We start from the raw sequence: 23,642 nt of genomic DNA, 5'->3' as shown, positions 1-23,642 counted from the left end.
TTGACCGTGGGAGGGCGCAGAGCCCCCGAGTTCGTTGTCAGGCCTGGCGCTGGTGCTTGTCGATCTGTTCGTGGCGCTCTTGCGCCTCGATGCAATACTTGGTGGTCGGGCTGATCAGCAGGCGCTTGAGGCCGATGGGCTCGCCGCTGTCGTCACACCAGCCGAAGCTGTCGTCGGCAATACGGCCCAGGGCCATTTCCAGCTGCGGCAGCAGGCGCTGGTCGCGGTCGATCACATTGACCAGCCAGTGCCGCTCTTCTTCCACGGAAGCGGCGTCGGCAGGATCGGCCGGCGTGTCCAGGCTCTCGATGGCCACACGACTCTGCTCGATGCGCTCATGGGTTTCCTGCCGGATCGCCTTGATCAGGTCAGCGAAATAGGCCAGTTGCTCGGCGTTCATGTAGTCATCGGCCGGCATGGCCAGCAACTTTTCCTTTGTCATTGATTTCTCTATCAAAAATACGTGCATTAAGGCCAATCGAGGCATGCCCGGGGGCGCCCCTGTCAAACCGGTACCCAAGGGCCGTGGCCGGCCGGGGCGGCGCCCGCTTGAGAGGGGCGGCAGTCTAAGGCCGCCACCGCCACCGGGCAACTGAAAAAAGCCCGCCCGGCGCATCTCGGCGCCGGGCGGGCTCATCGACTCTGTCCCTGTGTGCGGTACAGCGCTGGTCTCAGCGCTTGATCAGGCGCTTGTTGCGCCATTGGTCGATGACCACCGCGGCGACAATGATCAGGCCTTTTATGATGTCCTGCAAGTAGGCATCGACGCCGACGAAGGTAAATCCGCTGGCCATCACCCCGAGAATCAGCGCGCCGATCACCGTGCCGCTGATGCGCCCGACCCCGCCCACCAGGCTGGTGCCGCCGATCACCGTCGCGGCGATGGCGTCCAGTTCATAGGAAACCCCCATGCCGGCCTGGCCGGTGGCCGCCCGCGCCGACGCCACCACGCCGGCCAGCCCCGCCAGCAACCCGGCGATGCTGTACACCACCACCAGGTGGCGCTTGACGTTGATGCCGCTGGTGCGCGCGGCCTGCATGTTGCCGCCGATGGCGTAGGTGTACTTGCCGTACTTGGTGTAGCGCAGGGCGATGTGGAAGATCACCGCCACCACCAGGAAGATGATCACCGGCATGGCGCCCTGGCCGATGGCCGTGTATTGCGGGGTGAGCATGCTGATGGGCTGCCCGGAGGTGTAGTAGCGGGCCAGGCCACGGGCCGAGACCATCATGCCAAGGGTGGCGATGAACGGCGGGATGCCGGTCAGGGCAATGATGCTGCCGTTGATGGCCCCCGCCAGCAATCCTACCCCCAGGCCGGCCACCAGGGGCATCCACGCCGGCAGGTCGGTCAGGTGCGGAAATACCGCCCGGGCAAAATCCGAGCTCTGCGCCAGGCTCGCGGCGACCATGGCCGAAAGCGCCAGCACGGACCCTGAAGACAGGTCGATACCGGTGGTGATGATCACCTGAGTCACGCCAATGGCGATCAGGCCGATGATCGACACCTGCAGGATCATCAGCACCAGGCGCTGGCTGTTGAGCAAAAAGCTCTGGTCGCGCACGATCCAGCCGAACAGCTCGAACACCAGGGCGATGCCCACCAGCACACCGAGGATGCTCAGCTCAGTGGGCAGCCGCCGTTTCATGCGCACCGGCGTGACAGCCGGCTTGTCTTCAGTGAGTACGGTCATTTCCCACTCCTTCCTGCAATGCCAGGCCCGAGGCCAGCTGCATCACGCGCTCCTGGGTGGCGGCCTCGCGGTCCAGCTCGCCCATCAGTTGGCCTTCGTGCATCACCAACACGCGGTCGCTCATGCCCAGCACCTCGGGCAACTCCGAGGAGATCATGATCACCGCCATGCCCTCCCCGGCCAATTGGCGGATCAGGCGGTAGATTTCGGCCTTGGCGCCGACATCGACGCCGCGGGTCGGCTCGTCGAGGATGAGAATCTTCGGGTGGGTCATCAGCCAGCGCGCCAGCAGCGCCTTTTGCTGGTTGCCGCCCGACAGGTTGTCGATGCACTGTTCCAGCGACGGCGTCTTCACCCGCAGCTTGGCACACATGTCCTCGCACATCAGGCGCAGGCCTTTCTGCTGCACGAAACCGTTCGAGCAATGCTCGCCGAGCACTGCCATCTCCATGTTTTCCATGACCGAGAGGCAGGGAAACAGGCCGCTGAGCTTGCGGTCTTCGGTCAACAGGGCAAACCCTCGGGCGATGGCCTGGCGCGGATCGGCAGGGGTGATGGTCACGCCGTCGAGCAGCACCTGGCCGCCGCTGGCCGGGGTGATGCCAAACAGGGTCTCGGCGATGTTGGTCCGCCCCGAGCCCATCAGCCCGGCGATGCCCAGCACTTCGCCGCGATGCAGGTCGAACGAGACCCCGGAAAACACCCCGTCCAGGCGCAGGTCGCGCACGCTCAGCAGGTGCGAGCCGAGCGCCTGGGTGCGCGGCGGAAACAGCTGGCTGAGCTCGCGCCCGACCATCATCGAAATCAATTTGTCACCGTTGAGTTCGGCCGCCGGCAGCAGGTTGACGAAAGTGCCATCGCGGAACACCGCGACTTCGTCGGCGATCTCGAACACTTCATCCATCTTGTGGGTGATGTAGACGATGGCTTTGCCCTGCGCGCGCAGGTCGGCGATGATCGAAAACAGGTGCGCCACCTCGGTCTCGGTGATTGCCGAGGTCGGCTCGTCCATGATCAGGATGTCCGAGTCATAGGACACCGCCTTGGCGATCTCGACCATCTGCCGCTCGGCGATGCTCAGCTCGCCCACCGGCGTGCCCGGGTCCAGGCGGATGCGCAGACGCGCCAGCAGCGCTGCGGTGGCGCGGTTCATGGCGCCATGGTCGACCATGTGCAGCGCGTTGAGCTGCTCGCGGCCAATCCAGATATTCTCGGCGATGCTCATGAAGGGCATCAGGTTCAGTTCCTGGTGGATCATCGCGATACCGGCGTGCTGCGCCGCCAGCGGCGTTGCCAGCACGACCGGGCGGCCATGCAGCAGGATTTGTCCGCTGTCGGGCTGGTGGATGCCGGCGATGATCTTCATCAGGGTGGATTTGCCCGCGCCGTTTTCCCCCATCAGCGCCAGCACGCTGCCCGGACGCACGCGCAGCTGCACGTTGTCCAGGGCCAGCACGCCGGGGAAGCGCTTGGTGATGTTGCTGATTTCCAGCAGGTACGGCGAGGGGACGTGGTCCTGCTGCGGTGGCGGCGCAAGTTGGGCGGCGGCAGTCATGGTCTGGCACTCCTGTCAGGCCGCGCGCGGGGCGCGACCTCTACGAGAAAGGGCTGGCGGTTGGCGTGGCAGGCTCGCTACTTCTGGGCGAACTGCGCAACGTTCTCCGGGGTGATCAACTGATAGGGAATCACCACCGATTGCTCGACCGGCTGCTTGTTGGCCATTTTCACTGCCGACTCCACCGCGCCCTTGGCCTGGCCGGCGGCGTCCTGGAAGACCGACACGGCGAGGTCGCCTTTTTTTATGGCGTTGAGCCCATCAGGCGTGCCGTCGACGCCGCCCACCAGCACCTTGCCTTTCATCCCGGCGGCCTCCAGCGCCATGGCAGCACCAATGGCCATCTCGTCGTTGTTCGAGACCACGGCATTGAACGGCTTGCCCTGGGTAATCCAGTCGTTGACCAGATTCATGCCCTTGTCGCGCAGCCAGACGCCGGTCTGTTCTTCCTGGACCTTGATATCCGGGTACTTGGCGATGATTTCCTTCACGCCCTTGGTGCGGTTGGCAGTGCTGTTGTTGGAAAGATCGCCCAGCAGAATCATCACGTTGCCCTTGCCGCCCATTTTCTCGGCCAGATAGTTCATCTGCAGGTGGCCGGCTTCCAGGTCATCGGAGGTGACCGTGACGACGCCTGCGGGCAGGTGAGGCTGGTCAGGGCGGCGGTTGACGAAGATCAGCGGGATCTTCGCCTGGGTAGCCTCCTCGATCATCTTGCTGGTGGCGGCAGTGTCCACCGGCACCACGATGATGGCGTCGACCTTCTGGTTGATGAAGTCCTCGACCTGGCTCAGTTGCTTGACCACGTCGGCGCGGGCGTCCTGGAACTGCAGGTCGGCGCCACCAGGCACGGCCTTGGCATCCTTGCCCATGGATTCGCGCAGGTAGGTCAGCCAGGTGTCGTCGAATTGCGACATGGCGACGCCGATCTTCAGTGGCGCGGCCATGACGCCGCTGGCGAGCAACATCGACAGGGCGACACCGCCGAGCAGGCGACGCGCGGTGGGCAGGCAGAAACGGGAGGTGCGCGAGCATAAGGAGAGTGCGGAGATTGCGGTTTTCATCGACGGTACCTTGATTATTGTTGTAGGGACGCGTGTCTCGGGAACCTGAAATTGACTCTATTGGAATATAGTTTCCAAATCAAATCGTTTTGGAATTTTTTTCTTTTCCAATTTTTTATTCATTCTGCAGGTGCACCACCTGCCCCAGTTCGGCACTGCGGCGGGCTGCATCGAGCACGCGCAGGGCCTTGACCGCATCGGCTGGATCGACCGGGACCGCGCCCTTGCCCGCCACGGCCGTGGCCAGCGCCTGGTAGAACTGCGGCCAGCAACCCCGCTCCGACGGCACCCGCTCACGCTCGTCGCCACGCACCAGCCAGCCCCAGTTGCGGTGCTCCTCGGCGCCCCAGTCGTCGCCGTCGGTGGCCGGTGAGCGACCGGCCAGTGCGCGTGCCTCCTGGCCATCGAAGCCTTCGACGGTGTAGCAGGCGGCGTCCCCGGTCACCCGAAAGCGCGGCTGCGGCGCACTTTGCAGGGCACTGCTGCGCAGGTGCGAAATCACCCCGTTGGCATGGGTCAGGGCGACGAAGAATTCGCGGTCCAGCCCCTCGGCGGGCAGCCGGTCGAGCTCGGCATAGACCCGTGCCACCGGGCCGAACAACTGCAGCGCCTGGTCGACCAGGTGGCTGCCCAGGTCACGCAGCCAGCCGCCGCCCGTTGGGTTGCCTTGATTATCCGGAACGAACCGCTCGACCGCCGATTCGAAACGGCGCACCTGGCCGAGCGCGTTGCTGTCGATCAGCTTGCGCAAGGTGAGAAAGTCCGAATCCCACCGCCGGTTCTGGTAGACGCTGAGCAGTACCCCCGCCCTCTGGGCCGCGTCGATCAGGGCCTGGCCCTGGGCCGCATCCTGGGCGAAGGGTTTGTCGCTGACCACCCCAAGGCCTAGCTCGAACGCCTGCAACAAGAGGGCCTGACGCCCCGCAAGGCCAGTGGAGATTACCACCACCTCGGCGCCCGCCCCGGCCAGCTGGGCCAGGTCGTCGAACGCCGGCACGCCGGGATGATCGGCGGCCAGCTCGCTGCGCCGCTCGGGTGAACGGGTGACCACGCCGACGAAGGTCGCGGCCGGCAAGCTGGCCAGCAGCGGTGCATGAAAATATCGCCCGCCAAAACCGTAGCCCATCAAACCAATACGCATGTCCCTGCTCCTTGAAGATCGCTCGGTGCCCAGCCCCTGGCTGCGCTCAGTATTGCCGGGCGCGCGCCAGTTCCTCGTCCTGGCGGCGGCGGACCTCGGCCGTGGCGGCACTGCGCGAGACCTCGGCCACGCCCACCCGCCACCATGACAGATAGCCGTGGATCATGGTCTTGGGCAGCACCTTGATGTCGATCAGGGTCGAGACCGTCTGCTGGCTGGCATCGAGCAGGGCCGCCTCGAGCTGCTCGACGGTGCTGACCTTGTAGCTCTTGCAGCCATAGGCCGCCGCGCTCATGGCAAAATCCACCGGCACCAGGGCGCCGTTCAGCTTGCCGCTTTGCGGGTCGCGAAAGCGGAACTCGGTGCCGAAGCTGCCCATGCCGTTGCCCATCTGCAGGTTGTTGATGCAGCCAAAGGCCATGTTGTCCAGCAGCACCACGTTGATCTTGCGCCGTTCCTGCACCGAGGTGGCCAGCTCCGAATGCAGCATCATGTAGGAGCCGTCGCCCACCAGCGCGTAGACCTCACGCCAGGGCTCGGCCAGCTTGACCCCCAGCGCCGCATTGACCTCGTAGCCCATGCACGAATAGCCATATTCGACGTGGTAGCTGTTGACCGAGCGGGTGCGCCAGGCCCGTTGCAGATCGCCGGGCAGGCTGCCGGCGGCGGCGACGATCACCGCATCGCTGGCCAGCCGGCTGTTGAGCACGCCGAGCACCTGGCTCTGGGTCAGCGCCGAGCCGGTCATCTCGATGAAGTCACGCAGCACCGCAGGGTCAAGGCTGTCGACCACCTCCGGGACGAAATCGCTGGCGCTGTAGTGCGCCGCGTACACCCGGTCGACTTCGGCGCTCAGGGCGGCGCGGGCCTGGCCGACCTGCTCGCCCCAGGCCGCCTGGTAACCACTCTGCCCCAGCGCTTCATGCAGCCCTTGCAGGCTCAGGCGCGCGTCGCCGAGCACCTGCACGGCGTCGAGCTTGAGCACATCGCCCGGCTGGATATTGAGGTTGAGAAAGCTCACCTCGGGGTGCTGGTACAGCCATTTCGACGAGGTGGTGAAGTCGGTGTAGCGGGTGCCGACGCCAATGATCAGGTCCGCTTCGCGGGCCAGCAGGTTGGCCGCCAGGCAGCCGGTTTCGCCGATCCCGCCGACGTTCAGCGGATGCTCCGAGAGGATGGTGCCCTTGCCCGCCTGGGTCTCGGCGAAGGGGATGGCAAAGCGCTCGGCCAGGGCCTGCAGCTGTTCGCCAGCGCCGGAATACTTGACCCCGCCGCCGCAGATGATCAGCGGTTTGCGCTTGCCGGCGAAAGCCTGCAGGGCATCGCCAAGGGCAGCCGCCGTGGGTGGCCGGCGGTCCAGGCGATGCACGCGCCGGGCCAGGAAGCTGTCCGGGTAGTCCCAGGCCTGGGCCTGCACATCCTGGGGCAGTGCCAGGGTCACTGCGCCGGTTTCCGCCGGGTCGGTCAACACCCGCATGGCGGCCAGCGCCGCGCTGATCAATTGCTCGGGGCGGTTGATGCGGTCCCAGTACTTGCTGACCGCCTTGAAAGCATCGTTGGTGCTGATGCTCAGGTCGTGGAACTGTTCGATCTGCTGCAGCACCGGGTCGGGCTGGCGGCTGGCGTAGACGTCGCCGGGCAGCAGCAACAGCGGGATACGGTTGGCCGTGGCGGTGGCCGCAGCGGTCAGCATGTTGGCGGCGCCCGGCCCCACCGACGAGGTGCAGGCATAGATGCGCCGGCGCAGGTGCTGCTTGGCAAAGCCGATGGCCGCGTGGGCCATGCCCTGCTCGTTGCGGCCCTGATGCACCACCAGTGCGCCGCTGTCCTGCTCCAGGGCCTGGCCCAGGCCCAGCACGTTGCCATGGCCGAAAATGGTGAATACCCCCTCGACGAACTTGCTCTGCACGCCGTCGACTTCGAGGTACTGGTTGTCGAGGAACTTCACCAGGGCCTGGGCCATGGTCAATCTTGTTGTTTTCATGAGTGTTCCTTGTGTTGTCGGCTCGCCCCGGACACCGTCTGGCCAGCCTGCGGGACCCGTCGCGCCGGGCTCACAGATCCAGCAACCAGCTGTGCTGCGGGTCGTTGTGGAACTGCCAGACGCGCTTGGGCCCGGCCATGACGTTCAAGTAGTAGGACTCGTAACCGTAGGGCACGCTTACAGGGTGATAGCCTTCGGGGACCACCACCAGGTTGCCGTCTTCCACGGCCATGGCCTGGTCGATACGCCGGTCGTCGGTGTAGACCCGCTGGAACACGAAGCCCTGGGGTGGGTTGACCTGATGGTAGTAGGTCTCCTCGAGAAAGCTTTCGGCTGGCAGGTTGTCGCGGTCGTGCTTGTGCGGCGGATAGCTGGAGCTGTGTCCCGAGGGCGTGCGCACTTCCACCACCAAAAGCGAATGGGCCGGCTCGGTGTCCGGAAGAATGTCGCATACGAAGCGGGTATTAGCGCCCTTGCCGCGCACGCTGCGCTTCATGCTCTGCGGGGTGATCAAGCGCGCCGGCAAGCGACCGTCTGGATTGCCCGGCGCTGCGCAGACCCCCAGTTGCAGCGCGTCACGGGCGCTGACGCGGACCTGCGAGCCGGCCGGCAGGTACACAGCATAAGGCGACTTGTCCTCGAACACCGATTGTCGTTCGCCGATATTGTCCCAGGCAAAACTGCCCTGCCCCGGCGCCTCGCCGGCGATGTCGGCGTGCCCGGCCAGCAGCACCAGGCACAGTTCCCGTTCGCCGGCATCCAGCGCCAAGGTTTCCCCGGCAACCAGGCGCTGGGCGCTGAAGCCCACGTATTCCAGCGCCCCGGCTGGCAACGCGACGATCTCCCGCCCCTGGCCGGCACTCTTGATCAGCAGGTTCATGCGCCAGTCCTCCGTTGCTGCGCCTGGGCAAGCAAGGCGCTGAGCGTGTCGAAACCTTTTTTGACGTAGAAATAGCTCGGCGCCACCGCCGGGTCCTGCTCGGCCTCGACCACCAGCCAGCCCTGGTAATCGGCATCGAGCAGTTCGTCGAGCAAGGCGGCGAAGTCGATGTCGCCGTCACCGGGTACGGTAAAGGTGCCGTTGACGATGCAGTCGGGAAAGCTCCACAGGTTGTTGCGCGCCAGTTGCACCACCGCGGCGCGCACATCCTTGAAATGCACATGACAGACTCGCCCGATATGCTTGCGCAGCACCGCCAGCGGCTCGCCGCCGCCCATGTAGCAATGGCCGCTGTCGAAGAGCAGGCTGACCTCGGGCCCCGTCAGCTCCATCAGCCGGTCGATGTCGGCCGGGCTCTCGATGTAGGCGCCCATGTGGTGGTGGTAGGCCAGGCGCACCCCTTGCGCCAGGGTAAAGCGCGCAAGCTCGGTGAGCTTGCCGGCGTACTCGAGCCACTGCGCCTGGGTATGAAAGCGCGGCCGCTCGACCAAGGGGATACGCCGCCCCTGGATGGCATCGGCGACTTCTCCGTAGACCAGCACCGAGGCGCCGTTCTCCTTGAGCAGCTGCACATGGCTGGCGATGGCGTCGATTTCCTCGGCCACCGAGCGGCGCGCCAGTTGCGCCGAATACCAGCCTGACACCAGCGCCAGGCCATAGGGCCGCAGCACGTCGCCGACGCCCTTGGCGTCCTTGGGGAATTTGCCGTTGAGTTCGAAACCCTGGTAGCCGATCGCCTGGCCTTCGCTCAGCGCGGTGCTCAAGGGCGTTTCACCGCCCAGCGCCGGCAGATCGTCGTTGCTCCAGGAGATCGGGTTGATGCCGATGCGAATGCCGCTCGCGGCGTCGTGGATGGCCATGGCTGTACCTTTATTGTTGTGTCAGCGCTGTAATGTCAGTGACAGGTTGGTCAGGCTTGCGGGCGTGCCGCCAGCCAGGCGTCGATCAGTCCGGTGAAGCGCTCGCCGATGTGCGCCACCAGCCCGGCGTCGTCCAGCTCGCGGTGCAACCAGGCGCGGCTTGGCTCCTGAAAGATCGTGCGGCCCACGGCGAAGCCTCGGCAGGTCTGGCTTCGGGCGGCTTCGCGAAAACCTGCGGCAAGCTGCTCGAACGGCGCGTTCAGGCCCAGCAGGACCACGCCGCGGCACCAGGGGTCACGTTCCTGGATCAGCGCATCGAGGGCGGCCCACTGCTCGGCGCTCTGGGTTTCGATCTTCCACCACGCCGGGTAGATGCCCAGGTTGTACAGGCGCTTGATGGCGCGGTAGAGCACGTCTGGATGGGCGCCGGGCAGGTCCTTGGGCGGGATGATTTCCAGCAGCAGCTCATGGCCGCTGGTGATCGAGGCTTCGTACAGGCCGCGGATCTGCGCCTCCTGCTCCAGGCGCAGCAGCGGCTCGTCGTCGGGGTGAAACTGCACCAGGCACTTGATGATCTGCTCCTGCGGCCAGGCGATCAGGTTGCTCGCCACCGAACGGCCATGCTCGAACGCCAGGGGTCGTGAGCCCTGGGTCTCCACCGGGCGCGCCACCCACCAGCCACGACCGGTGGCGGCGTTGAGGGCGTCCTGGCCGAAGCGCTGGTCGGCGAGGATGCCGACGTCGGCCTGCACGCCCCGCGCCGCCAGCTGCGCCTGCACGGTTTGCACGGCCTTCACGAACAGCTTTTTCAGCTGGCACAGGCTGTCCATGTCGCGCCCCGCCTCGCGGGCAGGCTCGGCCAGCTGCGCACGGTGATCGAAGGCAAAGATGAACAGCGGCTGCCAGGCCTTGCGCGGCACCGTCACGCGGTGCAGACGCAGCAGGTGGGCGTCCTGGTCAGGCCGGGTGATGGGCACCGGGCTGTCGAGCAGGTACTCGAGTTCGGCCGGAGTCGGCATCGCCGGCGCGCAGGCGTGCCGCGACACCACCAGGGCACCACAGGCATTGGCCAACTCGCAGCAGCGCCGGTCGTCGGCCTCACGCAGCCAGCCGCTGAGGTAGCCGGACATGAACGCATCACCGGCGCCCAGTACGTTGAGCACCTCGACCTGGGTGCCGGCGTAGCGCGGGCTGTCGTCCAGGCTCGCCGGAATCGCGCCATGCAGCACCGTGCACCCCTGGGCGCCGAGCTTGACCACCAGGGTGGCGCTGCTCAGTTCACGCACCTTGCGCAGGGATTGCAGCAGATCGTCGCTGCCACCGGCGATGTTGAATTCCTCTTCGGTGCCGACGATCAGGTCGAAGCGCGGCAGGATGCGCTGCACGTGCTGGCTGACCTTGGCATCGGCGACGAAGCGGGTTTCGCCGTCGGCCTTGCCGGCCAGGCCCCAGAGCACCGGGCGGTAATCGATGTCGAGGACACGCCGCACGTCGTGCCGCTCGGCATAGTCCAGTGCCTGGCTGCTGGCGCGGAACACGCCCTCGGTGGAAAAATGCGTGCCGGTGATCAACAACGCCTTGCTGGAGGCGATGAAGTCTTCGCTGATGTCTTCCGGGCGCAGCGCCATGTCCGCGCAGTTCTCGCGGTAGAACACCAGGGGGAAAGTCTCGCGGTCCTTGAGCCCGAGCAGCACCATCGCCGTGAGGCGCTCGGGGTCGACCTTGATGGCGCTGACGTCGCAGCCTTCGCGCTGCAGGGATTCACAGAGAAAGCGCCCCATGTGGTCGTCGCCGACCCGGCTCAGCATGGCCGACCTGAGCCCGAGCCGAGCGGTGCCGAAGGCGATGTTGGCAGAGGAGCCACCCAGGTATTTGGCGAAGCTGCTGACGTCCTCGAGCCGCGCGCCGACCTGCTGGGCGTAGAGGTCGACGCCCAGGCGTCCAAGGCAGATCACATCCAGTTGACGTCCGTTGGCAAAACGAGTCTGGCCCATGCTGGCTCCTGTTATTGTTTGAGATGCAACGGCGGCGGATGGCATGAAGCCACGCGCCGGCTGCTGTGGATGCCGAATCACAGGAGCCAGACTAGAACGAGAATTTCACCGGATCAACTTTTCTTCCAATTATTTTTTAATCGGAATTTTTATTCTAAAGACAGCGCAAGGCGTTTCGCTTTAAGCTGCACCGGTCACGCTTGCTCGAACAACAATAAATACATACAAAGCACACTGGATCTGAAAAACGCCAGCGTCAGAAAGCCCGCCCGCCTGGCTCAAGGAAATCATCGATGTCTCGTACCGACACCCCAGCGCCCGCCGCCCAGTCCGCGGAGGTCTCCAGCAGCAGCGACCTGCCGAGCGCGCCCGCCAGCGCCGAGCAGTTGCTGGAATCGATCACTCAGGAGTTCGACAAGCTGCCGCGCCAGCTCAAGCGTATCGCCAGCTACATGAGCCAGCAGAGCGATCGCATCATGGTTGACCGCATCAGCGACATCGCCGGCCAATGCCAGGTGCATCCATCGGCCATCGTGCGCTTTTCGCAGCGCTTCGGCTTCAGCGGCTTCAGCGAGATGCAGGCACTGTTCCGCGAGGCCTACACGCACAAGGCCACTCCGGTCCAGAATTACCAGCAGCGCATCCGCAATCTGATCGCCAACAAGTCGCACAAGTCCAGCGGCGTGGAGCTGGCCGGCGAATGCATCGCCGCCACCCTCTCGGGCATCGAACGCCTGGGCAGCGAACTGGACCCGGCGGCCTTCGAGAAAGCCGTGGACCTGGTGGTCAACGCCGACAACATTTATGTGGTGGGGGTCAGGCGTTCGTTCGCGGTGGCTGACTATCTGGTCTACAACCTGCAGCACACCAACAAGCGCATTCATTTGATTTCAGGCCTGGGCGGCAGCTATCGCGAGCAGATGCGCAGCGTGCGCGCCGGCGACCTGGTGATCGCCATCAGCTTCACCCCGTATGGCAAGGAGACCCAGCACTGCCTGCGCATCGCACAGCATCATCAGGCGAAAACCCTGATCATCACCGACAGCAATCTTTCGCCGTTGGCCAAGCGGGCCAACGCCGTGCTGCTGGTCAACGAGGGCAGCTCGTTCGCCTTCCGCTCTTTGTCGGCCACCCTATGCCTGTGCCAGGCGCTGTTTATCGCGGTGGCGTATCGGCTGGAACTGAAGGTCGACGAGATGCACGAGCAGGTGGGCTTCGACGACTGACATCCGCCGCGCCCTCTGCGGCGCGGACCGGCAGCACCTCGAGGGTGGCCAGGTCGATGAAGCTGAAATAGCCCTCGCTCCAGCCGGCGGTGTCGATGTGGTAGACATTGCCCAGGCGCTTGGGCACGCGCAGCGGGGTATGCCCGACGATCATCGCGCGCACCCCCTCCACGCCCCGGCGGTCGTTACGCTTGAGGCGCGTGCGTGACCACTGGAAGATTTCGTCGGTGCGTCTGTCTGGCAGGCCGTCACCTTGCAGGTAGCTGCGCAACTGCGCCCAGGCAGGAAACGGACAATCGGCATGCACCAGGCCGATCAGCCCCGAGTCGGTCTCGACTTCCATGGCCACCGGCATCTGCGCAAAACGCCTGGCGTACAGGCGGCGCTTCTCGGTGCTGGCATCCAGCAGCCAACCACCACCACTGCTGCGGTAATTGGCCTCGTCCAGCCATTGCCCGGCATCGAGCTGCACGGCGAGCACCTCGTGGTTGCCCTGCACGGCGAAGAACCACGGCTGTTCCAGCCACTGCAGGCTGTCCTCGCTCTGCGGGCCACGGTCGATCAGGTCGCCGACACTGAACAGGCGATCACACGCTGGGTTGAACCCCAGCTGTTCCAGCGCCAGCTGCAAGCGCGAGAAATGCCCGTGTATGTCTCCCACGGCGTAGTCGCGGCCGATCTGATTGGCGGCAAAGTGCACAAATTTTTCCATAACCGGTCGACCCCTGCCCCTGACGATTCGTTCCGCGCCGGCTCTGCGCCGGTGTTGCCGGACAGCAGCCCGGTCGAACCTTTATCCCTGTACTTGCGTCGGTAATTGTAACGCGACGTTTCCGTAGCGTGCTCGTTGAAGGACAGACAAACATGCTGATTCACCCCAAAGCCCACTTTCGCCCCTACACCAATGCCGCTGGCGGCTGGGGCTCGGCCATTTCGGTCATGACCATCCTGGGCCGCGAACGCGCCTTCGGCCGTGCCACCGGCGCCCTGCTCAAGCAGAACAAGCACGCTGGCGTCAGCTGCGTCAGCTGCGCCTGGGCCAAGCCGGGCAACCCCCACAGCATGGAGTTCTGCGAAAACGGCGCCAAGGCCACCGCCTGGGAGCTGACCACGCTGCAGGCCGGACCCGAGTTCTTCGCCCAGCATACCCTGAGCGAGCTGCGCCAATGGCCGGACTTCGACCTGGAACAGAAAGGCCGGCTGACCCACCCGATGCGCTACGACGCGGCCAGCGACAAATACCTGCCCACTTCCTGGCCGCAAGCCTATCAGCAGATCGGCGCCCAGCTCAAAGGCCTGGCGCCTGACAGCGTGGTGTTCTATGCCTCTGGCCGCGCCTCGCTGGAGACTTCCTTCACCTGGCAGCTGTTCGCCCGCGCCTACGGCACCAACAACCTGCCGGACAGCTCGAACATGTGCCACGAGAGCACCTCGATCGGCCTGCAGGAGAGCATCGGCGTGCCGGTGGGCACGGTCACCCTGGAAGACTTCGAGCACACTGATTGCCTGATCTTCTTTGGCCAGAACGTCGGCAGCAACGCTCCGCGCATGCTCCATCCGCTGCAGGAGGCGCGCAAGCGCGGGGTACCGATCATCACCTTCAACCCGATCCGCGAGCGCGGCCTGGAGCGCTTCGCCAACCCGCAGTCGCCGGTGGAGATGATCACCCCCAAGGCCACCGCCATCAGCACCCAGTACCACCAGGTGGCGATCGGCGGCGACAGCGCCGCCTTGGTCGGGGTGACCAAGGCCTTGCTGGCGCTGGACGAAGCAGAGCTGGCGGCCGGCCGCGCCAGCCTGCTGGACCATGACTTCATCAACCAGCACACCGAGGGTCTCGACGAATTCCTCGCCACCGCCCGGCGTCTGGACTGGGCTACGCTGGAGCGCCGCTCGGGCCTGAGCCGCGGCGCCATGGAGGCAGTGGCCAAGGTCTACAGCCAGAGCCAGCGGGTGATCATGGTCTACGGCATGGGCCTGACCCAGCACCGGCATGGCGTGCAGAACGTGCAGATGGTGGTCAACCTGGCCCTGCTGCGCGGCAACATCGGCAAGCCCGGCGCCGGCCTGTGCCCTGTGCGTGGTCACTCCAACGTCCAGGGCCAGCGCACCGTGGGCATCAGTGAAGACCCGGCCAAGGTGCCAGCCGACAAGTTCGCCGAACTGTTCGGCGTCAAGGTGCCGGAGAAAAAGGGCCTGGCCACGGTGGATGCCTGCGAGGGCCTGCTCGATGGCAGCGTTCGCGGCTTCATCAGCCTGGGCGGCAATTTTCTGCGGGCGATCCCCGACACCACCCGCATGGAGCCGGCCTGGCGCAACCTGCAACTCAACGTGCAGATCGCCACCAAGCTCAACCGCAGCCACCTGCTGCCGGGTGAACACAGCTGGTTGCTGCCCTGCCTGGGGCGCATCGAGATCGACCGGCAAAACGGCGTCGCCCAGGCCCACAGCACCGAAGACAGCACCGGCTGCGTGCACGGCTGGTGGGGTCACGCCGAGCCCGCCAGCGAACATCTGCGCGCAGAAACCGCCATTGTCGCCGGCATTGCGCAGGCCACCCTGCCCGCCAACCCGCTGCTCGACTGGCAGGCCTGGAGCCAGGACTACCGCTTGATCCGCGCCGCCATTGCTGCGGCCCTGCCGGAGGCCTTCCACGACATGGAACAGCGCATGTGGGAAAAAGGCGGCTTCCACCGCCCATTGCCAGCGTGCGAACGCCAATGGAACACGCCGAGCAAGAAGGCCCAGTTCATCAACCCCAAGACCCTCGACGAAGACGAGGACGTTGCCACCGGCAGCGACCGCCGTGACGTGCTGCAACTGATGACGATCCGCAGCAACGACCAGTTCAACACCACCATCTATGGCTACGAGGACCGCTTTCGCGGGGTCAGCGGCAGCCGCGAGGTGATCTTCATGAACCGCGACGACATTTTCCGCCTGGGCTTGGAGCCTGGCCACTGGGTGCAGCTGACCACCGCCATCGAGCCGCAGGTGCTGCGCACCGTAGGGCCGCTGCAGATCCTGCCGTACGACATCCCCCAGGGCTGCTGCGCCGCCTATTACCCGGAATGCAACCCTCTGGTGCCGCTGTGGCATCACGCCGAGAAGAGCAAGGTGCCGGCGTCCAAGTCGGTGCCGGTGGTGCTGGCCAAGGCGGTCAAGCGTGAAGGCCAGGTGGAGTGCCAGATGCCGAGTTCCGGACTGGTGGCTTAGCCTGGTCAGGACCTGACCGGCCGCAAGGGCCGGTTTGCGGTGTCCTATTGGAGCAGCTTGAGGCTGGCGCGAATCCCGCGCACTTGCTCTTCGGTCGCGTCATAGCCAGCGGCAGATCCCGCGTATGACAACGAGTAGGCTGCACTCTGTTGGGCCGCCGCCACTAATGTCTGGGTCATTACGTGGCCACCGTTGAGCTGGATCTTGCAAGTGGTCTCCAGCGCCGGAATGTCGCCGAGCATGCTGTCATGGATGCGCGTGCACAGGCTCTGGTAGCCACCGTGGCTGAAGTGGATCTGCACGCTCTTGCGCATTTCCAGCAGCACCGCCTGCAGATTGACCTGATGCCCCGGCTGCAGGTTGGTGCGGGTCAGCTCGACCACCATCAGCGGGTCGCCATTGGCGTCGTTCTTCACTGCGCGCTGGCGGCTGGCCTGGTTGTCCTCGGGACCGGGTGGCAGGGGCTGCACTTGCCAGTCCGCAGGCCAGGTGATCAGCAGGTCGGCCGCGCCGGCCGGCGCAGTGCAGCCCAGTGCAGCCAGAAGGGCGGCGCCGAGCAGGGGTTTGAACTGGGACACGAAGCGAACCTGCAATGGGCTATCGATGAGTTAGAGGGTTAGGGCCGCAAAGCCGACAGTCTCGCAGAGCCGGGGGCGCGGTTTCAATCTCTCCGACAGCCTGCAGCGCTCTAACTTGAGCCTCCGCCAACTTCAAGCGGCGCGCGGCTGGGGAACTGACGCGCGCGGCCATGGGTCGATTCACCTGGACCCTGTCAACCTCGTGGAGCGCACCCTATGCAATTGGCAATACCCAGCGCGACCTGGCTCGACAACGTACCCCTGCCCTGGCTCAGCACCCTGATGGTCGCCGTGGTGGCGATCGGCGTGACCCTGCTGATCCGCCTGATCGGCCTGGTGATTCTGCGACGCCTGTCGAAGAACCTGGTGTTCGCCAGGCAACTGGTGCTGCGTTCGGAACGTCCGACGGTATGGTTGATGCCGCTGCTGGCCCTGCAGGCGGTGTGGACCTCTGCCCCCGATGATCTGGCACTGATCGGCACGGTGCGTCATGTCAACGGCATGGCGGTGGTCGCTGCCATCACCTGGCTGGGCTTTCAGTGCGTGCTGGCGCTTGGCGATGCCATCGCCATCAAGCACCCACTGGACCTGGAAGACAACCTCAACGCCCGGCGCATCCAGACTCAGGCCAAGGTGCTGGTGCGGTGCCTGAACGTCGTGGTGCTGATCTTCGGCACCGGCTTGATCCTGATGAGTTTTCCCCCGGTGCGGCAGATCGGCGCCAGCCTGCTGGCCTCGGCCGGGCTGGCCGGCCTTGCGGCGGGTTTTGCCGCCAAACCGGTGCTGGGCAACCTGATCGCCGGCCTGCAAATCGCGATTTCGCAGCCCATCCGGCTGGACGACGTGGTCATTGTCGAAGGCGAATGGGGACGCATCGAGGAGATCAGCGGCACCTACGTGGTGGTGAAGATCTGGGACGAGCGGCGCATGGTAGTGCCTCTGCAATACTTCATCGAAAAGCCGTTCCAGAACTGGACCCGCAGCACCTCCAGCCTGATTGGCTCGGTGTTTCTCTGGGTCGACTATTCAGTACCATTGGACGTCCTGCGCGAAGAGGCGCAACGGGTGTGCAATGACATACCGCAGCTGTGGGATGGGCGAGTCTGCGTGCTGCAGGTCACCGAGACCAGCGAGAAATCCATGCAGCTGAGGATATTGCTCAGCTCGGTGGACTCCTCACGCAGCTGGGATGCCCGCTGCCATATGCGTGAGCGGCTGATCACCTTCATCAACCAGCACTATCCGCAGTGTCTGCCGCAGGTGCGCGCTGAAGTTTCGACCAAGTCAACGCCGACCGAAGTACTCAGCAGCGAGAACGCCGAGGTGGTCCGCCAGCCGCCGGTGTGATCGGGCCGTGATACCAGCGGATGATCCACCCGGCCACCGAGGTGGCGCCTTCGCCAGCTGCGCCGGCTCCTACAACGACCCGGGATGCCACAGGTGATGTAGGAGCCGGCGAAGCTGGCGAACGCAGCAACCTCGTAAGCCAAGCCCTGGCAAGCCGCGCCGGCCCTACCCCGACTCACTTTACGGGGCGGGCCGTTTCGAGCGTCAGGCCGCCTTGAGGCTCATGCTCTTCTTCATTTCGGCACGCATCGCTTCCATCTGCGCGCCCAGCTCGTCGAGCTTGGCCTTGCCCAGCAGCTTCTTGGCCTGGGGGAACATTTCCGACTCTTCCTCTTCGATGTGATGCTCCAGCAGCTCTTTGCAGACTTTCACCCGCCCGGCGAATTCGGGCTGGCTGGGATCGGTCTTTTTCAGGTCCGGCACGACCAGCGAATCGACGGTACGGTGCTCTTCCTTGGCCTCGTAATACATGATGGCCTGTTCCTTGTCGCCGGCTTCCTTGAACGCTGGATAGAGGATCGCCTCTTCCAGCTGAGTGTGCACGGTCAACTCCATTTCCAACTTGTTCAACAGATCCGTGCGCTTCTTGATCGCGCGCTCGGTGGATTCAGCCAGTTGGCTCAGCAGGTCCTTGACACGTACATGGTCCTGCATCAGAAGGTCGATAGCGTTCATTATAATAATCCTCGGGCTACGGTGAGATACCCTGGGGATATTGCAGGCCTTGGGCCAACTTATGGATCTGAAGTTAAATCAATAAAATCAATAATTTACGAACGGTGCGGATGAGCTGTTGCATTGCAGCTTGCACGAAAGCGGCAGGCGGTCATGCAAGTCGCATGGGCCCGACCAGCGACGCTGCAGCCGTCCTGAAAGTTTATTAAACCTTCTGTCGGCGGCACGTTCCATTGCAGTAGGCGCCGCGCACTGGCGCCCCTCTTATCATCGTTTGCGTTGCCTTGTTACGGAGAACTGCCATGCATCATTTCAAAGCTGCCAAATTGGCCCTCGCCACCCTCATGCTGGGCGCCAGCGTCACCGCATTTGCCGCCACCTCCAACGACTTCGTGACCAAGGCCTCCGAAGGTGGCGTGGCTGAAGTGCAAGCCGGCAAGTTGGCCGAACAGAAAAGCCAATCGGCCGATATCAAGGCCTTTGCAGCCATGATGGTCAAGGATCACACCGCCGCCAACGGAGAACTGACCGGCCTGGCCCAAAAGCTCGACCTGAAGGTCGAAGATGACGCCACGCTGGTGGCCAAAGCCAAGAAAGAGATCCTGGAACTGCGCGACGAGTCGTTCGACAAGGCTTATGTCAACAACCAGGTCAAGGCTCACGAAGACACCGTGGCGCTGTTCACCAAAGAGAGCCAGTCTTCGGACAACGCCGAGCTGAAAGCCTGGGCGACCAAGACACTGCCAAAACTGCAGGCGCATCTGGACCAGGCGCGGGCACTGCAGGCCAAGTACAACAAGTAACCGAGAAGTCTCTGAATAGGAAATGGGCCTTCGTGGCCCATTTTTTATGAGCGCCGCTTCATGCGCCCGGTCGGGTGTACTGCACATACACCGAAAAACCGCCCAGCAGGCACCAGAAGATGCTGAACAGCCATGGCGTGCGCAACGAGAACATCAACGACGCGCGATAGCCCTTCTCGCTCGACTCATGCTTGCTGAACAACGGCGAGTCGTCGTAGGCCAGGCCCATGGCCGGTTCGCTGCGCAGCAGCTGGCTCTGCTTGAAGTGCCAGTGGTCGATGATCTCGTAGGCCGCGCGAATACCCGGCCAGGCATGCATCGAACTGACCAGGCCCAGCATCGCCAGCAAGGGCGGGACGACCAGGGTGAACAACTTGCCCCATTCCGGGTTGAGGTTGCCCATGGATGAGCAGTAGGCGATCACCAGAAAAGACTGGGCCGAGAGATAGGCGTTGGTGCGGTTGGAGAGAATCGCGGTTTCGTACTGGATCTCCTTGCGGTAGAAGTCCAGACGCTCCTTGGGCGTGCCGAACAACAGCGAGTCACTGCTGCTGTTGCTGGGAGGGGGAATGTCGTGCGGTGGCTGGGTGATGATTTTTGACACTGGGCACTCTTCTCTTGCATGGATGAACGAGCGGCCCGCCACCCCAGGGTGCCGGGCCGCGATCAGTCAGACGACCGGCACCGGCTCGGCACCGTCGGCCAAAGGCACGGCCAGCGGAATATCGCTGCGCCCTGGGGTGAGAATGACCTTGCGGCATTCCTGCTCTTTCTTGTCGAAGATCTTGTAGCCCTCGGCGGCATCTTCCAGCGACATGCGATGGGTGATGATCGCGTCCGGCACCAGGCGGCCGGTTTCGATATGCCCGAGCAGCTCCGGCAGGTAACGCTGTACGTGGGTCTGGCCCATCTTGAAGGTCAAGCCCTTGTCGAAGGCATCGCCGAACAGGAAGCCGTGGATGAAACCGGCATATACGCCCGGTACGCTCACCGTCCCCCCTCGACGCACAGCCGCGATGCACTGGCGCAACGCCTTGCCGCTGCTGCCCTCCAGCTTGAGCGTGGTCATCACCGTTTCGGTGGTGCTGCCCTTGGCTTCGAAGCCCACGGCATCGACCACGCCATCGACACCACGCGAACCCGGGGTCTGGCGGATGATGGTGTCGGCCGGGTCGTCGTCCTCGTCGAAGTTGATCGGGATCACACCGTAGGCCTGCTGGGCATAGGCCAGGCGATAGGGATGGTGGTCGACCATGAAGATGCGCTCGGCGCCCAGGGCCTTGGCGCAAGCGGCCGCCAGCAGGCCGACCGGCCCGGCGCCATAGATGGCGATGCTGGACCCGGCGCCGATGCCGGTGTTGAGCACGGCCTGCCAGGCCGTGGGCAGGATGTCCGAGAGAAACAGCACCTTCTCGTCCGCCAGGGTGCCCGGCACCTTGAACGGACCGACGTTGGCCTTGGGCACGCGCACGTATTCGGCCTGGCCACCAGGGATGCCGCCGTACAGCTTGCTGAAGCCGAACAGCGCCGCCGCCGGCGGGATGGACTTTTTGTTCATGATCGCGCCGCGCCCGTCGTTGGTGGTCTCGCAGGCGGCGAACTGGTCAAGTTGGCAGAAGAAGCACGAACCGCAGGCGATGACGAACGGAATCACCACGCGATCACCCGGCTGCACTGCGGTGACGGCGCTGCCGGCTTCCTCGACGACCCCCATGAACTCATGGCCAAAGATGTCGCCGTGTTCCACGGTGGGGATCTTGCCGCGGTACAGGTGCAGGTCCGAGCCGCAGATGGCCGTGGCGGTCACCCGCAGAATAATGTCGTCGGGCTGCTCGATCTGCGGGTCGGGGACGGTGTCGACCTTGACCGAATGGGCGCCGTGATAGGTCAATGCACGCATGCTGGCTTCCTCTGTGTGGCAACTCGAATTGTTGAACTAGCCAACAGAGGAAAGCGCCGGGGGCCGGTTCGTTCAGCGCGATGCGCCGGCCGGCAGATCGGCGGTCGTTGCCTCGGGTTGCTCGGCACCGAGCAGCTCCAGCATGGCCAGCAGGTTGGCCGAGCGCATGCCGCGCCGCCAGGTCAGCCAGGTCTGCACCGGCCGCTGCGGCTGGCTCATGGGCCAGACGCTGACGTTGTGCGCCGCCGGCATGCTCTGCAGCATGCTCAGCGGCACCAACGCCAACCCGGCACCGGCGCTGACGCAGGCGACCATGCCGTGGTAGGACTCCATCTCGAAGATCCGCCCAGGGGTGGCGCCATCGGCGACGAACCAATTCTCCAAGTCGCGGCGGTACGAGCAGTTGGCGCGAAAGGCATACAGCGCGCGGCCGTTGACCTCCTGCGCGCGGGTGATCGGCGGGTGATCGCGGCCGGCAATGATCACCAGCTCCTCGTCGTAGGCCGGCACGCCTTCGAGCAGCGGATGGTTGACCGGCCCGTCGATGAAGGCGGCGGCGAAGCGCCCGGCCAGCACGCCGTCGATCATGTCGCCGGAAGGGCCGGTGGACAGGTCCAGCTCGACCTTGGGGTAGCGGTGGTGATAAGCCGCGAGCAGCGGCGGGATGCGCACCGCCGCCGTACTTTCCTGAGAACCCAGCACGAACGCGCCTTGCGGCTCGTTGCCGCTGACGGCGCTCTTGGCCTCCTCGACCAGGTCGAGAATGCGCCGGGTGTAGTCGAGAAAATTCCAGCCGCTGGGCGACAGGCGCAGGCGCAGCTTCTCGCGGATGAACAGGTCCACGCCCAGCTCGCTCTCCAGCTGACGAATGCGCGTGGTGAGGTTCGACGGCACTCGGTGCATGCGTTGCGCGGCGGCGCTGATGCTGCCCTCCTCGGCCACAGCGCGAAATAACTCCAACTGGGTTAGATCCATATCTTTCTCTCCGAGAGACGGTTTCACTCATTATTATTCAATATCGAAGAATGATCCAGGCGCCTATGCTGGCTCCATCTTCTACAGGAGCCCAACCATGACTGACTACGCGATCTCCCTGAACCCCACCACCGGCGAAGAACTGGCGCGCTACCCGTTCGAGACGGACGCCGCCCTCGACCAGGCCCTGGCCCGCAGCGCCGCCACCTTTGCCGAGTGGCGCTACCGCCCAGTCGAGGAACGTGCGGCGATGTTGGTACGCCTTGGCGCAGCACTGCGGCGCAACAGCGCGGCCATGGCCCGAATGATCACCCTGGAAATGGGCAAGCCCAGCGTCCAGGCCCGCGCCGAAATCGAGAAATGCGCCGCCCTGTGCGAGTGGTACGCCGAACACGGCCCTGCTCTGCTGGCGCCGGAGCCTACCCAGGTGGCCAAGGCCTTTATCCAATACCGAGCGCTGGGCCCGGTGCTGGCGGTGATGCCGTGGAATTTCCCGGTGTGGCAGGTGCTGCGCGGCGCTGTGCCGATTCTGCTGGCCGGCAACAGTTATGTGCTCAAGCACGCCCCCAACGTGATGGGTTGCGCCGCCCTGATGCTGCAGGCCTTCGAGGAGGCCGAGGCGCCACGGGGGCTGTTCGAAGTGATCAATGTCACCCCGGCCAGGGTGTCCACGGCCATTGCCGACCCGCGCATCGCCGCCGTGGCGGTCACCGGCAGCGTGCGGGCGGGCTCGGCGATCGCCGCACAGGCCGGCGCGGCGCTGAAAAAATGCGTGCTGGAACTGGGCGGCGCCGACCCGTTCATCGTGTTGGCCGACGCTGACCTCGAACAGGCGGTGAAGGCCGCCATCGTCGGCCGCTTCCAGAACAGCGGCCAGGTCTGCGTGGCCGCCAAGCGCATCATCGTCGAGGCACCGCTGCTCGAGGCCTTCACCGAACGCTTCCTTGAAGGCGTGCGCGCCTTGAAGGTCGGCGACCCGCTGCTGGACGAGAACTACGTCGGCCCCATGGCCCGCTACGACCTGCGCGACGAGCTGCACGGCCAGGTGCAGCAGAGCATTGGCCAAGGTGCGCGCCTGCTGCTGGGCGGTGACAAGCTGCCCGGTGCCGGCAACTACTATGCACCGACGGTGCTGGCCGACGTGGTGCCGGGCATGACCGCCTTCGACCAGGAACTGTTCGGCCCGGTGGCCTCGATCATTGCCGCCCGCGATGCCGAGCACGCCCTGCAGCTGGCCAACGACAGCGAATTCGGCCTGGCCAGCACCGTCTGGAGCGCCGACGTCGAACGCGCCCGACGCATCGCTGCGCGCCTGGAAACCGGTGGCGTGTTCATCAACGGCTACTGCGCCTCCGACCCGCGGGTGGCCATCGGCGGCATCAAGAAGAGCGGCTATGGCCGCGAACTGTCGCACTTCGGCCTGCGCGAGTTCTGCAATGCGCAGACGGTGTGGGAGGATCGGCTGGGCTGATCGCGTCCGCCGGCACCCTCGTCATCGCCAGCACGCTATCGCCCTGTAGGGGCACAGCGTGCAGGCGATGCACCGCTCGACTAAATGCAAATAGATCATAAAGCCCGCCTCATACATTCCTTAAACTGATAATTAGCATAGAACCAAATCGAATTTCCCACGGCAGGATCCGCGTCTTATCGTCATCGGCATTGCGATCCAGCCGCCCCAGGAGTTTCG

At 64.7% G+C, this 23,642-nt stretch carries 20 protein-coding genes; 5 read left to right on the top strand and 15 right to left on the bottom strand.

What is annotated here, in order from left to right:
• Positions 1–37 precede the first annotated feature (37 nt).
• The 9 genes from SFA35_RS11215 to SFA35_RS11175 form a co-directional block, all read right to left on the bottom strand.
• Entirely contained in the window at positions 38–442 is a 405-nt protein-coding gene (locus tag SFA35_RS11215) for a TraR/DksA family transcriptional regulator (protein ID WP_320578274.1), read from the bottom strand.
• Positions 443–671: 229 nt separating this feature from the next.
• Complete coding sequence (locus SFA35_RS11210) at positions 672–1,694, bottom strand: ABC transporter permease (protein ID WP_320578272.1); 1,023 nt, start codon at positions 1,692–1,694, stop codon at positions 672–674.
• Positions 1,678–3,249, bottom strand: coding sequence for a sugar ABC transporter ATP-binding protein (locus tag SFA35_RS11205; RefSeq protein ID WP_320578269.1), 1,572 nt, complete (start codon positions 3,247–3,249; stop codon positions 1,678–1,680). Before SFA35_RS11205 ends, SFA35_RS11210 begins: the two co-directional genes overlap by 17 nt.
• Before the next feature lie 77 nt (positions 3,250–3,326).
• Complete coding sequence (locus SFA35_RS11200; protein WP_320578974.1) at positions 3,327–4,217, bottom strand: sugar ABC transporter substrate-binding protein; 891 nt, start codon at positions 4,215–4,217, stop codon at positions 3,327–3,329.
• 211 nt (positions 4,218–4,428) lie between these two features.
• Positions 4,429–5,454 carry a Gfo/Idh/MocA family oxidoreductase gene (locus SFA35_RS11195; RefSeq protein ID WP_320578256.1) on the bottom strand — a complete coding sequence of 342 codons (1,026 nt, stop codon included), beginning with the start codon at positions 5,452–5,454 and terminating at the stop codon, positions 4,429–4,431.
• A 46-nt stretch (positions 5,455–5,500) separates the two neighbouring features.
• Positions 5,501–7,438, bottom strand: coding sequence for a 3D-(3,5/4)-trihydroxycyclohexane-1,2-dione acylhydrolase (decyclizing) (gene iolD / locus SFA35_RS11190; RefSeq protein ID WP_320578249.1), 1,938 nt, complete (start codon positions 7,436–7,438; stop codon positions 5,501–5,503).
• 70 nt (positions 7,439–7,508) lie between these two features.
• Complete coding sequence (gene iolB / locus SFA35_RS11185; RefSeq protein WP_320578247.1) at positions 7,509–8,318, bottom strand: 5-deoxy-glucuronate isomerase; 810 nt, start codon at positions 8,316–8,318, stop codon at positions 7,509–7,511.
• Entirely contained in the window at positions 8,315–9,238 is a 924-nt protein-coding gene (iolE, locus tag SFA35_RS11180) for a myo-inosose-2 dehydratase (protein ID WP_320578244.1), read from the bottom strand. Before iolE ends, iolB begins: the two co-directional genes overlap by 4 nt.
• A gap of 50 nt (positions 9,239–9,288) precedes the next feature.
• Entirely contained in the window at positions 9,289–11,232 is a 1,944-nt protein-coding gene (locus tag SFA35_RS11175) for a bifunctional 5-dehydro-2-deoxygluconokinase/5-dehydro-2-deoxyphosphogluconate aldolase (protein ID WP_320578242.1), read from the bottom strand.
• A 293-nt stretch (positions 11,233–11,525) separates the two neighbouring features.
• Between SFA35_RS11175 and SFA35_RS11170 the strand changes: the two genes are divergently transcribed.
• Positions 11,526–12,458 (top strand): MurR/RpiR family transcriptional regulator, encoded by a 933-nt coding sequence (locus tag SFA35_RS11170; RefSeq protein ID WP_320578241.1) that lies wholly within the window; start codon positions 11,526–11,528, stop codon positions 12,456–12,458.
• Here the strand turns inward: SFA35_RS11170 and SFA35_RS11165 are convergent.
• On the bottom strand, positions 12,388–13,170 hold the full coding sequence (locus SFA35_RS11165) for a metallophosphoesterase (protein WP_320578239.1): 783 nt from the start codon (positions 13,168–13,170) through the stop codon (positions 12,388–12,390). The two genes, SFA35_RS11170 and SFA35_RS11165, sit on opposite strands and share 71 nt — an antisense overlap.
• A gap of 152 nt (positions 13,171–13,322) precedes the next feature.
• On the opposite strand from SFA35_RS11165, the gene SFA35_RS11160 reads away from it, so the two are divergent.
• On the top strand, positions 13,323–15,674 hold the full coding sequence (locus SFA35_RS11160) for an FdhF/YdeP family oxidoreductase (protein WP_320578237.1): 2,352 nt from the start codon (positions 13,323–13,325) through the stop codon (positions 15,672–15,674).
• A gap of 44 nt (positions 15,675–15,718) precedes the next feature.
• Here the strand turns inward: SFA35_RS11160 and SFA35_RS11155 are convergent, their stop codons facing one another.
• Complete coding sequence (locus tag SFA35_RS11155) at positions 15,719–16,252, bottom strand: DUF4946 domain-containing protein (protein ID WP_320578235.1); 534 nt, start codon at positions 16,250–16,252, stop codon at positions 15,719–15,721.
• A gap of 216 nt (positions 16,253–16,468) precedes the next feature.
• Between SFA35_RS11155 and SFA35_RS11150 the strand changes: the two genes are divergently transcribed.
• A complete protein-coding gene (locus tag SFA35_RS11150) occupies positions 16,469–17,599 on the top strand; it encodes a mechanosensitive ion channel family protein (RefSeq protein WP_414058514.1) in 1,131 nt (376 codons plus the stop codon).
• A 204-nt stretch (positions 17,600–17,803) separates the two neighbouring features.
• Here the strand turns inward: SFA35_RS11150 and SFA35_RS11145 are convergent, their stop codons facing one another.
• Positions 17,804–18,274, bottom strand: a complete 471-nt coding sequence (locus tag SFA35_RS11145) for a hemerythrin domain-containing protein (RefSeq protein ID WP_320578233.1) — start codon at positions 18,272–18,274, stop codon at positions 17,804–17,806.
• 302 nt (positions 18,275–18,576) lie between these two features.
• On the opposite strand from SFA35_RS11145, the gene SFA35_RS11140 reads away from it, so the two are divergent.
• On the top strand, positions 18,577–19,077 hold the full coding sequence (locus SFA35_RS11140; protein ID WP_320578231.1) for a DUF4142 domain-containing protein: 501 nt from the start codon (positions 18,577–18,579) through the stop codon (positions 19,075–19,077).
• A 58-nt stretch (positions 19,078–19,135) separates the two neighbouring features.
• Here SFA35_RS11140 and SFA35_RS11135 read toward each other — a convergent pair whose 3' ends face one another.
• The 3 genes from SFA35_RS11135 to ptrR all read right to left on the bottom strand — a co-directional run bounded on the left by SFA35_RS11135 (position 19,136) and on the right by ptrR (position 21,952).
• Positions 19,136–19,681, bottom strand: a complete 546-nt coding sequence (locus SFA35_RS11135; protein WP_320578229.1) for a hypothetical protein — start codon at positions 19,679–19,681, stop codon at positions 19,136–19,138.
• Between the two features lie 66 nt (positions 19,682–19,747).
• Positions 19,748–20,977 (bottom strand): zinc-dependent alcohol dehydrogenase, encoded by a 1,230-nt coding sequence (locus SFA35_RS11130; protein ID WP_320578227.1) that lies wholly within the window; start codon positions 20,975–20,977, stop codon positions 19,748–19,750.
• Between the two features lie 72 nt (positions 20,978–21,049).
• Positions 21,050–21,952, bottom strand: a complete 903-nt coding sequence (gene ptrR / locus SFA35_RS11125; protein WP_320578224.1) for a putrescine utilization regulator PtrR — start codon at positions 21,950–21,952, stop codon at positions 21,050–21,052.
• Between the two features lie 97 nt (positions 21,953–22,049).
• On the opposite strand from ptrR, the gene SFA35_RS11120 reads away from it, so the two are divergent.
• On the top strand, positions 22,050–23,423 hold the full coding sequence (locus tag SFA35_RS11120) for an aldehyde dehydrogenase family protein (RefSeq protein ID WP_320578222.1): 1,374 nt from the start codon (positions 22,050–22,052) through the stop codon (positions 23,421–23,423).
• The last annotated feature ends 219 nt before the right edge of the window (positions 23,424–23,642 follow it).

It is taken from the genome of Pseudomonas sp. HR96 (assembly GCF_034059295.1).
Lineage (GTDB): Bacteria > Pseudomonadota > Gammaproteobacteria > Pseudomonadales > Pseudomonadaceae > Aquipseudomonas.
Note: the sequence above shows the minus strand (reverse complement) of the source record. Positions and strands in the feature narration are given on the sequence as shown.